Below are 11,650 nucleotides of genomic sequence, written 5' to 3'. Positions count from 1 at the left end.
ATCGTGGCACACGCGCGATAGAAAATTGAGCGTGCTACGGCACCCCGTCAGGGTGCCGTGCAATCAGTTTTATCACCACTGATGTGTGTAACTGGCAGTCAGCACCGTGCCAGGTGCAGGCAGGTGGCTGGTGTTGTTGCTGCTACGCATCAGTTGGCTGTAGAGCGGGTAGTAACTGCGGTTGAACAGGTTCTGGATCCCCATGCTGACCTGATCATTTTCACTGAGTTGGTATTGGCTGATCATGTCGACGGTGGTGTAACTGTCGACCTTGCGCCTGCCAAAGCTTGCAACGCCATTCAAACGATAGTCGGCACTGTCGAAATAGGTGACCTGCACGCGGTTACTCCAGTCTTGCGTCGGTTTGAACTCCAGGTAGGCGGTCAGTTTGAGCGGTGGTATGCGGTACCCGGTCATGTCCTGCCAGTCACGCCCTTCGGGCTGCTCGCGGCCCTTCATCCAGGTAAAGGTGCCGCCGGCGCCCCAGCGCTCATCGTCGGTCAGCCAGTCGGCACTGCCTTCCACGCCGTAGATCCGCTCTTTGGTACGGGTCAGGATCAGGCCATTGTTGAAACTCTGCACATCCCCAAGCTTGGATGTGGTGTAGAACACAGCGAGCGAGGCCAATGTCTGCTCGCCCAGCCCGCCACGCCAGCCCAATTCGTAATTGTTAGTCTTCACCGGCTCCAGGTTTGACGAGCCGATATCAAAGCCGCGCCGGGCATTACGCACTTGCACACCGATATCAGGCAACTGGAAGCCCTGGCTGAAGGCCGCGTAGATTTCCTGGCCCGCTACCGGTGAGTACGTCAGGCTGATGTTGGACAGCACTGAGTCATAATCAACATCGCCCCCGCGGACAGTGGCCGGTTGGGTCGCTGTCGACTCCGAGAGCGGGATAAAGTCATCGTATTTGGCGGTGGCGTATTCATAACGCATGCCACCCTCCACCGACCATTGTTCGTTGAGCCGGTGTTGCAATTGCGCAAAACCGCCGACACTGCGGGTGGTCAGGTCGGGCATGTAGGTGAGCTTGCCGATCTTGTCGAACACCCGACCACCGCTGGCGTCATAGGCCCGCGGGTCGAAGATATCGATGGGCATGTCGCTGCGCTCCTGGTTGAAGTCAGCACCCCACAACAGCTCCGTACTGCCCTGATCACCCAGAGGGGTGCGCAGGGTAACCCGGCTGCCGAATACCTCACTGTTCTGCATCACCTGGTCGACATTGCGTCCACGCGTCGCCACTGCGCGTGCATCAAAAGGCGTGAACCGAGTGAAGTAGTCCCGATAGTAAAGCTGGGCATTGAGCGTGCCTGCGAGCACATCGGTGTGGGCGTACTCCAGATTGAGCAAGGTGTTCTTGATCTGGTTCTGCTCAGCCAGTGATAGACCGGACAACGGCCGCGCGGGCACCGAGCCCGCAGGAAGCCTGGCCACAGACGGGTCGGAGGTGTAGTCGGTGTTTTGCTCGGCATTGTAATGGCTGGCAGAAAGCTGGATGCGCTGGACGTCATCAATGCGCAAGCCCAGTTTGCCGCCCACATTGAAGGTGTTGGAGTCGAACAGATCGCCCTGGCTGGGCTCCGGCGCAAGGCGATGACCCTTGGCATCGTATGAAGCACCGATATGCCTGGCACCGAAGTCCAGCGCGTAATCCACCCTCCCCTGCGAGCCGGCAACATGATGCTGCAACTGGCCACCCAGGCCATCACTGCCTAGCTTGCTCAGGGGCGAGACGGCGCTCAGGCTGGTGCTCGCACGCGGCTCACCACCCGCCGCACGCGTGGTGATGGAGATGATGCCACCGGTCGCACCCGCACCGTAGATGGCGCTGCTGCCACGGATCACTTCGATGCGCTCGATCAGTGCCGGGTCGATATTCGCCAGGTTGCGCGAGGAGTCGCGGTTGGTATTGAGCGGAACACCGTCGACCAGCACCAGCATCGTGCGCCCGCGCAGGGTCTGCCCATAGTCGGTGATGGTGCGGCTTGAATCAGCCATGCCCGGGACGCTTTTGGCCAGCAACGTGGCGAGGCTGTCCGAGCCCTGGCGCAATTGCTCCAGCTGTTTGTGCTCGATGACATTGACCTGGCGAGCCTGGGGTACCACGTTGCTGTCGAGCCGCGAGGCGCTGATGGTCAGGCTATCCAGCTCCACGGCACCCGACGCCTGGCTGGCATTGGCGTTGCTGCCAGGCAGCACAAGGAACGTTTGTTCGTCACGCGCCTGCGCCTTCAGCCCACTGTCGCCGAGCAACCGTTCAAGCGCCTCCTGCAAGGTGTAGCGGCCGCGCAGTGCCGGCGCGGTCTTGCCGACAGTCAGGTCGCTGGCGAACAGGATCTGTGCCGAAGATTGTCGAGCCAGGGCGTTGAGGGACTTCTCTAGCGATGCGGCCGGGACATCGAAATCAACCGGTGCAGATTCGGCCAATGACCATTGGCTCAGCAGCAGGCTGCCAGCCAGCAAAGACAAACGCACAGGCGCATGCAGGAAGGACTGACTCACGTTGTTATTCTCCACGAAGTAGGGTTACAGGGAGATAGCCGTCTGCACTGCGGCGCAACCCTACCTCGGTTGAAAATTATTTTTTCTTGCCTGGGGAATTGATCAGAACCGAACCATCGGTTGCAGTAGAAACACTCAGCGGCAGGATGCCGGGCAGAAGCGCCAGCAAACGATCAACGTGGTCACTGTCAAACACACCGGAAACCGGCAGGCGGGCAAGCCTGGCATCCATGAGCCTTATCGGGTGACGGTGATAGCGTTGCAGCGTGTCGATGACCTCCACCAACGGAGTGCTTTCGAAGACCAGCCGGCTTTGTTGCCAGGCGGTGACATCATTCACCTCAACCGTCCTCACCTGGCTGTCGCCCTCCTTGCTCAAACGCAATTGCTGCCCGGGCACAAGCGCTGCGATTGACCCCGTAGCGGACGCCCGCACGGCGACCTTACCTTCAGCCACGGTGACCTGGACATCCTGTCCCTGTCTGTTGACGTTAAAACGGGTACCCACCACTCGTACCACAGCCAATCCGGCATCGACCATGAATGGGCGGTAGACCCTCGGCGATACCTCAAACAACGCCTGCCCCGCTTTCAGTTCGACCTGACGGCTGCGCAGATGCCAACTGACCGTCATCTCACTGTTGCTGTCGAGCAGGACCTGACTGCCGTCCACCAATTGCAACGCCTGGCGCTGCCCTAACTGAGTAGCAAAATGTTCAGTACGGTAGGCCGGATCAATCCAGGCCACACCCGCAGTAATCGCCAACAGCAACAGCCCGAGGGTTTTTCCTGTGGCGCGTTTGTTTTTGACCGGCATCGCAGGAGGCAGCGGAAAACGTTGCTTGAGATCCTCACGAAACCGCGCAATGGCCTCGTCTTCCTGGCTGAAGTCCTTGCCCTTGGGCGGATCACGACTCATGACAAGACCTCCTCCCAAAGACGAGCACGGCAAATACCCATGCCCAGGCGCAAGTGCTTCTCTACGGTTTTCAGGGAAATCCCCAAGCGCTCGGCTACTTCGGCCTGGGGCAACTCATGCACCTTGTGCATGACAAACACCCTCTGGCAGCGCGGCGGCAGACTGGCAATCGCCTCGGTCAGCAGCTCCAGGGCTCTTTCCCCGTCAAGCTGACGCTCCTGGCCCGGCGCGCCACAGATCACGTCCGGCAATGCCGAAACACCAACAATCAAGGCCTGGCGGCGGCGCTCGCTACGGTAGCGACTGATCGCCATATCGCTGGCGATCTTGCGCAACAAGGCCACTGGCGTACGCACGCCTGGCTTTTCATCCTGCTCAAGCAACTGCAGGCACAAGTCATGAACCACTTCACGCGCGAAGATCCGCTCACCAAAACGTCGGCGCACATGATCTACCAGCTCGTCATAGTGCCGAACCAAGGCTGCCAGCAGTGTGGATTTTGGAGGGTCGACCTGCACGATGACCTGCACGAAGAAAAAAACGGACAACCTCGGTAGAAGGTGCGATTTAGCGGGAGTATAAATGCGAATACTTTACATTTGAAACAAATATATGGGCTCTGTATTCTTGCGACGCTGACCTGGCATCCAGTCCGTCGTTGAGAGTTCCTCATGATCAGATTTGTTTTTATTCTGGCTCTTTTCCTTTCCGGTTGCTCCTCTGCGGGCCACGGCATTACTCACAGAACTCAAGCTGACGGCACCCTTCTGGAACACTTGGCCTGGCATGAGTAAGGCGACAAAGGCTAGCAGCAATCTATACAAGGAAAGACCCTTTGTGAATTCTCGGTAAAAGCTCCAGATCACAACTGATCAAACCTTATTGCGTAGCCCTTGACGTGTAATTTGCCGCCAGTACAACAAATGGGACAACCCGTTCTCACCCGCGCTCGCTACCACATTGAGAACAGAACTTTGCCCCAGCTGCCATCACTGCATTGCACTGCCCGCAACTGGCTGGCACCAATGAACCGCCACATTGCCGGCAAAAACGTGCACCACCAGCATTAATAGTGCGACAACCGACGCAAGGTGTACCGGAGATCGGTTGCCCTTCACCTTGTTCGTTGGAGCGTCCACCGTGTGAACCGCCATGCCCGCGATTGTGGTGCCCGCCTAACATCTGCTTGAAAAAGCTCATGAGTGTGTCTCCAATTGAGTGTGTTTCAAGATTAAAAACCCTGAAGTAACATTAGAGTCAAGACACCCTTCACAGTTAATTTTGTAGCCTTCCCCAGCAGATTTTGTTTGGTAACCGCGATGCCCCCTCCTATCGAGGTGACTTCCAAGTTCTTCCAAGCCAATTATTAATAATAAAAAACATGTGATACATCTCTAAATCGCCTCAACACACTCTATAAAAACCAATCACTTAAAGTTGTATATTGCTACAGCAACCGCCTTCCTCCGGTGTTTTGCCGACCGTGCACAATCCCCTCATTTACAAGCTACAGACCATAACTGATCAAGCCTCGTCGTATAGCTCTGACTCATCATCTCCCGCGCAATATCCAGTTACAGTCCGTCCAGAGCAGGCATTCTCTTATCAGCATATTCCTATTTGGTGCATTTTTTTGTGTTGATAAAATTTTCTGACACTGAACCTGAAAATCTATTGCCTTGATTTTGAGCACCACAGAGCCCCAGCATTCGGTGACATTACTTTGCTCAGGGCCATGCCACAAAGCAGCTGTTTAGGTGGGTGAATGCGCGCAGCCAGGATACAAAGGATACCGTTGTGAAATTTAGCGCTTTGATCAAGTCAGTATTAGCATCTGCTGCACTGTGGACAGTGGCCGATACGGCCATGGCACTGACTTGCGACTACAAGGATGGCATTAAGCCGGCTGACGGCTTCATGCCGCTGCAAATATCGGCAATCACCGTTGGGCGCGATGTACCGCTGGGGTCTGAGGTCTATCGCCAGACATTTCAGGTCGCATCAGGACAGTCCCCGACAATCGAATGCAAATATGCGCCGTTTGATATGTGGTCCGAATATGTTCTTCCCAACTCAAGCCGAGCCAATTGGTCCAGTGGACCGTATGCAAATAAAGTCTACAAAACCAACATCGATGGGCTTGGAGTCGCCTTCAAAAATAGTTCGGGGCTGGTGCTGCCCGGGCTAGGCCCTAGACGGCCAACGAATTGTAACTCCTCCACTCCATGCCCTATCCCTCTTTACAACGTTACTAACTTTGAGTTGATTTTGGTGAAAATTGGTGATGTGAAACCTGGCGTGCTCCGGGGCGGAACTTTGCCCGCAGTACAGCTCTACTTCAACGCCAACACCGTCAGAATGTTGGGGTTCTATGTTGAGATTGCAGGCACCATCCAGATTGTTTCGCGAACCTGCAGCACTCCGGATGTGGTGGTACCGATGGGAACACATCAGACCAAGGAATTTACTGGGCTTAACAGCGCCAGCGGTTGGCAGAACTTTTCCATTGATTTGAACAACTGCCCAGCGTTCCACGGTACATATAGCACGAACGTCCCGAGCTGGACTTCGCAGAGCGGAGATTATCCGTCCGGTGTAGGCACTAGTGGATCTAGAGATAACAACAGCCTGCTGTTTCGCATTGATCCCGCTCGACCACCGATTAGCGCGCCCACCGGCGTTTTGAGCCTTGACCCGAGCGCTACGGATGGTGCCCCCGCAGCCAGCGGCGTTGGCATTCAGATTGCCACACCCAATAATGCCCCCGTGCCACTTGGAAGAAATCGGAGTAGTGGACTCAGCCTAAGAACCAGCGAGGGGAGTTATTCGATCCCTCTGCGTGCCCGTTACTTGCAGACCGAGAAGCAGGTAACACCAGGGCCGGCTAATGCATCGGCAACATTCACGATTACATATCAGTGACTGAATTCCCCTCCGGCACAATAGATATCTCCAGCCCGTCAGCGCGCAATGGCTCTGACATACGCCTGGCACGCCCGCAGCGCGATCAATCCTCTATCGCCGGCATCGGTGATGCCGATAATTCGTTGAGCATGCGCCAGTCCTGCACCTGCCAGGTGACTCCGGCGGCGATGCCCATCAGCACCAGGACCATCACCACCAGCCCGGCCATCTTCTGGACGGGCGTCATCACGGCACATCCTTGAAAAAGACGTGGTGCCCGAGGCGTAGCGTCTGCTTGGCCTTCGCCGCCCAGGCTGGGGCCTTGGGCATCGTGGTTGCGTAGTAGTGCGTGGCCACGCCGGTTAGCGAGGTCGAGCCTTAATCGACCCACGGGTAACCGCGATGAGAATCGTGCCTCGACCCGGCCGGAGCAGCTTAGATCCGTGCGAGAACAAGAGTGCAGTCGGGAAGATCCGCGGACTGTAAGAAAAATCCTGAGATTACCGGCCAGCCATGTGCGGGCCGGATGCTCTCCAGAAAGCCTTGCGAAGGGTTTTGCGGAAAGCTTTTTTAGCTGCGGCGACCAGACCCTGGCGAGCCACCGCGAACCGGGCCACCTTTCTGCTCGTAATAACCTGAGAGGAGGTGCATTTCCTCTCTTTTAATTCGAGCTTCCATCGCTCTAATTTCTGCGGGCATACCAGCACCGTGGCCAGGCTCGGGACGACTCACAAGCCTACGACAATGTGCCAGCGGGTGAGCGGCCAACGTTTCATGAGATCCGCGCATTGGGTGCCTGGCTGTACGAACAGCAGGGATTTGCACAGGAATATATACAGGGATTGATGGGTCACGCTGACGTGAAAATGACCGAGCATTATCAGTCTGGCCACGGGGATGGTGAGGTCATTTACATGAAGGTGAAAGCCGACCTAAACGTGTAGCTCGAAGGTCGTTTGCCCAAAGTATTCCCAATGTTTGCCCAAACGATAGGCAACAAAAAAGGGCCCACCTTTCGGTGAGCCCTTCTAGACCGCCCAGCAGAGCGGATTTTGTTTGGTAGGCGCGATTGGACTCGAACCAACGACCCCCACCATGTCAAGGTGGTGCTCTAACCAACTGAGCTACGTGCCTGCTGTGAGGCGGCATTCTACGGAATTCCCGAGGGGTGTCAACACCTTTTTTGCAGCTAAGCCTATGAATATGCGAATTTTTTATTTTTGCTCGGTAGAGCTGCTTTTCCCGCATGGCTGGCAGGGGATTTTCAACTCAGGTAGGATCGGCGCACTCGTAAAAAATATAAAACAGAGGTTCCAGTATGGCGAACACCCCCTACCCCCAGTCGTATTACGCCGCGTCCGCCAATGCGGTTCCTCCCCGGCCGGTCCTGCAAGGCGAAGTCGAAACCGACGTGTGCGTGATCGGCGCCGGCTATACCGGGTTGTCGAGCGCACTGTTCCTGCTGGAGAGCGGCTTTCGCGTGACGGTACTGGAAGCCGCCAAGGTGGGCTTCGGGGCTTCAGGGCGCAATGGTGGGCAGATCGTCAACAGCTACAGCCGTGATATCGATGTGATCGAGCGTAGCGTCGGCCCCCAGCAGGCGCAGCTATTGGGGCAAATGGCGTTTGAAGGCGGCAGGATCATTCGTGAGCGGGTCGCCAAATACCAGATCCAGTGCGACCTGAAGGACGGTGGTGTATTTGCCGCGCTCAATAGCAAGCACATGGGCCACCTGGAGTCGCAGAAGCGCCTGTGGGAGCGCTATGGCCATACTCAGCTGGAGTTGCTCGATGAGCGGCGCATCCGCGATGTGGTGGCCTGTGAGAACTACGTCGGCGGCCTTTTGGACATGAGCGGTGGGCATATCCACCCGCTCAACCTGGCATTGGGCGAAGCGGCGGCGGTGGAGTCCCTCGGCGGCACGATCTACGAGCAGTCCGCAGCGGTGCGTATCGAGCGCGGCGCCAATCCTGTCGTCCACACCGCCCAAGGCAAGGTGAAGGCCAAATTCATCATCGTCGCCGGCAACGCCTACCTGGGCAACCTGGTGCCTGAGCTGGCAGCCAAGTCGATGCCTTGCGGCACACAAGTAATTACCACAGCCCCTCTGGGTGATGAACTGGCTAAAACCCTGCTGCCCCAGGATTTCTGCGTCGAAGATTGCAACTACTTGCTCGACTATTACCGACTGACCAGCGACAAGCGCCTGATCTTCGGTGGTGGCGTGGTGTATGGCGCGCGGGATCCGGCGAATATTGAAGCGATTATCCGCCCGAAGATGCTCAAGGCGTTCCCGCAATTGAAGGATGTGAAAATCGACTACGCCTGGACCGGCAATTTCCTGCTGACCCTGTCGCGATTGCCTCAGGTCGGGCGCCTGGGTGACAACATCTACTACTCCCAGGGCTGTAGCGGCCATGGTGTGACGTATACCCACCTGGCAGGCAAGGTGCTGGCCGAAGCCCTCAAAGGCCAGGCCGAGCGTTTTGATGCGTTTGCCGACCTGCCCCACTATCCGTTCCCGGGCGGCCAACTGCTGCGAACCCCATTTGCGGCGCTGGGCGCGTGGTACTACGGGCTGCGGGACAAGCTGGGCTTCTGATCGACACCCTGTAGGGGCCGGCTTGCCGACTCCTACAGGGCGCATCATCAAATCGCAGACACAAAAAACCCCGGTCTTTCGACCAGGGTCTTTGCTATCGATCCAATCAAGCATGAAGCTTGCCTTGGCGCTCTCAGGGTGTTCAGTGGACCCTGGAACAGATATGGCGCAGCGGACGGGACTCGAACCCGCGACCCCCGGCGTGACAGGCCGGTATTCTAACCGACTGAACTACCGCTGCGTATCGCTCAGACTGCTGAAGTGTCACCTTCAACCGCCTTCAAACATCTGACTGAGCAGCCTTGGCTGTTCAATCTCAAATCCGAACCATCGGACCTGGAAAATATGGCGCAGCGGACGGGACTCGAACCCGCGACCCCCGGCGTGACAGGCCGGTATTCTAACCGACTGAACTACCGCTGCGCGTCGGTGCAACCTTTAACGTTGCGTCTTGCCCGAAGGCAAAACTCTCAAGAAGTGGTGGGTGATGACGGGATCGAACCGCCGACCCTCTGCTTGTAAGGCAGATGCTCTCCCAGCTGAGCTAATCACCCTTTGCTTCGTTGAGGCCGCGAAATTTACGCAGGTAGCGGACCTAAGTCAATAGCAGGATTGAGTTTTTTTCAAAAACAGCTGTAAGTTGCAAGCTTCAAGCTGCAAGTCAAAAGCCACCGAAAATCCGCTTTCACTTGCAGCCTGTAGCTTGAAGCTGCCCCTCACGGCTCATAGACCATCTTCTTGCTCATGCCGCCATCCACTACGAACTCTTGCCCTGTCACAAACCCAGCGCTGCGCGACAGCAGCCACGCCACCATGGCCGCCACATCCTCAACCGTCCCAACCCGGCCCGCAGGATGCTGCGCATGATCGGCGTCACTCAACGGCTCTGCGCGGCGCGCTGCGGGATCACGGGCATCAATCCAACCAGGACTGACAGCGTTGACCCGAACCTCTGGCCCCAGGCTGATGGCTAGCGCATGGGTCAGGGCCAACAGGCCGCCCTTGCTCGCCGCATACGCCTCGGTATCGGGCTCCGACTGCCGGGCCCGGGTCGAGGCCAGGTTGACGATAGAACCGCCATGAGCGCGCAGATAAGGTGCGCAATGCTTGGCCAGCAGCATCGGCCCACTGAGATTCACCGCCAACACCCGGTTCCAGTAAGCCAGGTCCAGGCTGTCCAGCGTGATATTGCGCGGATCGGCCACAGCGGCATTGCACACCAACGCATCCAGGCGCCCGAACTGGCCAAGCACTTCAGCCACCCCAAGGGCCACCTGCTGCTCGTCGGCCACGTCCATGGTGATAAACCAGGCGTTATCGCCCAGTACTTTGGACACCTTGGCGCCCCGCTCGCGATCCAGATCGGCCAACACCACCTGCCAGCCTTCGCTGATCAACCAGGCCGCGATCCCCAGGCCGATGCCCCGTGCCGCGCCCGTCACCAGCGCGACTCGACCATTACTGGCGCCAGCCGCCTCCAGGGACCACTCGATCACAAGGCAGCCAGCCCGCGAGCCAGGTCAGCCTGCAAGTCAGTCACGTCTTCCAGGCCCACTGCAACGCGGATCAGGCTGTCACGAATACCGGCTGCTTCACGCTCCTGCGGGGTAAGGCGACCATGGGAAGTGGTGCCTGGATGGGTAATGGTGGTTTTGCTATCGCCCAGGTTGGCGGTGATGGAAATCAGGCGCGTGGCATCGATAAAGCGCCACGCACCCTCCTTGCCACCCTTGACCTCGAAGCTGACCACCGCACCAAAGCCACGCTGCTGACGCTGGGCCAGTTCGTGTTGCGGGTGACTTTTCAAGCCAGCGTAGTGAACCTTTTCGATTCCGTCCTGCTGCTCCAGCCATTGCGCCAGGGCCTGGGCGTTGGCGCAATGGGCCTTCATCCGCAGGCTCAGGGTTTCCAGGCCCTTGAGGAAAACCCATGCATTGAACGGGCTCAGGGTCGGGCCAGCAGTGCGCAAGAAGCCCACGACTTCCTTCATCTGCTCGCCACGGCCGGCAACCACGCCCCCCATGCAACGGCCCTGGCCATCGATGAACTTGGTGGCCGAATGCACCACGATGTCCGCCCCCAGCTTCAGTGGCTGCTGCAGGGCTGGCGTGCAGAAGCAGTTATCCACCACCAGCATCGCGCCCTTGGCATGCGCCACTTCGGCGAGGGCGGCGATGTCCACCAGCTCTGCCAATGGGTTGGACGGCGACTCGACGAACAGCAATTTGGTATTGGCCTTGATCGCCGCGTCCCAGCCGGAAAGATCCGCCAGCGGCACGTAGTCGACTTCAATACCAAAACGCTTGAAGTACTTCTCGAACAGGCTGATGGTCGAACCAAACACGCTACGCGACACCAACACGTGATCGCCGGCACTGCACAGACTCATGACCACGGCGAGAATGGCCGCCATGCCAGTGGCCGTGGCGACAGCCTGCTCTGCCCCTTCCAGCGCCGCGATACGCTCTTCGAAGGCGCGTACGGTCGGGTTGGTGTAACGGGAATAAACATTGCCCGGCACTTCGCCAGCAAAGCGTGCCGCCGCGTCGGCTGCGGTACGGAACACGTAGCTGGAAGTGAAGAACATCGGGTCACCGTGCTCACCTTCCGGCGTGCGGTGCTGGCCGGCGCGCACAGCCAGGGTATCGAAAGCCACGCCATCGAGGTCGCTGTCCAACCGACCGGCATCCCATTCCTGACTCATGCTGCCACTCCTT

9 protein-coding genes, 4 tRNA genes and 2 pseudogenes are annotated in these 11,650 nt (G+C 57.9%); 3 read left to right on the top strand and 12 right to left on the bottom strand.

Annotated elements, in window-relative coordinates; genetic code table 11:
* Positions 1-72 precede the first annotated feature (72 nt).
* The 4 genes from H097_RS10160 to H097_RS27660 all read right to left on the bottom strand — a co-directional run bounded on the left by H097_RS10160 (position 73) and on the right by H097_RS27660 (position 4,609).
* Positions 73-2,469, bottom strand: a complete 2,397-nt coding sequence (locus H097_RS10160) for a TonB-dependent receptor (RefSeq protein ID WP_229752431.1) — start codon at positions 2,467-2,469, stop codon at positions 73-75.
* Positions 2,470-2,584: 115 nt separating this feature from the next.
* Complete coding sequence (locus H097_RS10155) at positions 2,585-3,427, bottom strand: FecR domain-containing protein (RefSeq protein ID WP_032859488.1); 843 nt, start codon at positions 3,425-3,427, stop codon at positions 2,585-2,587.
* Positions 3,424-3,945 carry an RNA polymerase sigma factor gene (locus H097_RS10150; protein ID WP_032859688.1) on the bottom strand — a complete coding sequence of 174 codons (522 nt, stop codon included), beginning with the start codon at positions 3,943-3,945 and terminating at the stop codon, positions 3,424-3,426. Before H097_RS10150 ends, H097_RS10155 begins: the two co-directional genes overlap by 4 nt.
* Before the next feature lie 421 nt (positions 3,946-4,366).
* Positions 4,367-4,609, bottom strand: a complete 243-nt coding sequence (locus tag H097_RS27660) for a zinc ribbon domain-containing protein (protein ID WP_223820039.1) — start codon at positions 4,607-4,609, stop codon at positions 4,367-4,369.
* Positions 4,610-5,224: 615 nt separating this feature from the next.
* Here H097_RS27660 and H097_RS27655 point away from each other — a divergent pair.
* Positions 5,225-6,349, top strand: coding sequence for a fimbrial protein (locus H097_RS27655; RefSeq protein ID WP_090290758.1), 1,125 nt, complete (start codon positions 5,225-5,227; stop codon positions 6,347-6,349).
* Between the two features lie 38 nt (positions 6,350-6,387).
* On the opposite strand, the pseudogene H097_RS28695 reads toward H097_RS27655, so the two are convergent.
* Positions 6,388-6,486, bottom strand: a pseudogene (locus H097_RS28695) (lysis protein); the annotation flags it as partial.
* Between the two features lie 91 nt (positions 6,487-6,577).
* A pseudogene (locus tag H097_RS28690) lies at positions 6,578-6,694 on the bottom strand (cell wall hydrolase); the annotation flags it as partial.
* Between the two features lie 383 nt (positions 6,695-7,077).
* On the opposite strand from H097_RS28690, the gene H097_RS10140 reads away from it, so the two are divergent.
* Positions 7,078-7,275, top strand: coding sequence for a tyrosine-type recombinase/integrase (locus H097_RS10140; protein WP_175403877.1), 198 nt, complete (start codon positions 7,078-7,080; stop codon positions 7,273-7,275).
* A gap of 113 nt (positions 7,276-7,388) precedes the next feature.
* Here H097_RS10140 and H097_RS10135 read toward each other — a convergent pair.
* Positions 7,389-7,465, bottom strand: a tRNA-Val gene (locus H097_RS10135).
* A 184-nt stretch (positions 7,466-7,649) separates the two neighbouring features.
* Here H097_RS10135 and H097_RS10130 point away from each other — a divergent pair.
* Complete coding sequence (locus H097_RS10130; RefSeq protein WP_032859482.1) at positions 7,650-8,933, top strand: FAD-binding oxidoreductase; 1,284 nt, start codon at positions 7,650-7,652, stop codon at positions 8,931-8,933.
* 164 nt (positions 8,934-9,097) lie between these two features.
* Here the strand turns inward: H097_RS10130 and H097_RS10125 are convergent.
* The 5 genes from H097_RS10125 to H097_RS10105 form a co-directional block, all read right to left on the bottom strand.
* Positions 9,098-9,174: transfer RNA gene (locus H097_RS10125), tRNA-Asp, on the bottom strand.
* Positions 9,175-9,279: 105 nt separating this feature from the next.
* Positions 9,280-9,356: transfer RNA gene (locus H097_RS10120), tRNA-Asp, on the bottom strand.
* Between the two features lie 55 nt (positions 9,357-9,411).
* Positions 9,412-9,487: transfer RNA gene (locus tag H097_RS10115), tRNA-Val, on the bottom strand.
* A gap of 162 nt (positions 9,488-9,649) precedes the next feature.
* Positions 9,650-10,414: an SDR family oxidoreductase gene (locus H097_RS10110; protein ID WP_032859686.1), complete on the bottom strand. Its 765-nt coding sequence runs from the start codon at positions 10,412-10,414 to the stop codon at positions 9,650-9,652.
* Positions 10,415-10,425: 11 nt separating this feature from the next.
* Entirely contained in the window at positions 10,426-11,637 is a 1,212-nt protein-coding gene (locus H097_RS10105; RefSeq protein WP_032859481.1) for an O-succinylhomoserine sulfhydrylase, read from the bottom strand.
* Between the last annotated feature and the right edge of the window lie 13 nt (positions 11,638-11,650).

It is taken from the genome of Pseudomonas sp. FH4, from assembly GCF_000510915.2.
Lineage (GTDB): Bacteria > Pseudomonadota > Gammaproteobacteria > Pseudomonadales > Pseudomonadaceae > Aquipseudomonas > Aquipseudomonas brenneri.
This window is presented reverse-complemented; position numbering and strand designations above follow the sequence as displayed.

What these genes read in the sequence shown, in the direction of transcription:
- H097_RS27660 (WP_223820039.1), bottom strand. Translation starts at nt 4,609, where the DNA reads ATGTTAGGCGGGCACCACAATCGCGGGCATGGCGGTTCACACGGTGGA.
- H097_RS10155 (WP_032859488.1), bottom strand. Translation starts at nt 3,427, where the DNA reads ATGAGTCGTGATCCGCCCAAGGGCAAGGACTTCAGCCAGGAAGACGAG.
- H097_RS10105 (WP_032859481.1), bottom strand. Translation starts at nt 11,637, where the DNA reads ATGAGTCAGGAATGGGATGCCGGTCGGTTGGACAGCGACCTCGATGGC.
- H097_RS10130 (WP_032859482.1), top strand. Translation starts at nt 7,650, where the DNA reads ATGGCGAACACCCCCTACCCCCAGTCGTATTACGCCGCGTCCGCCAAT.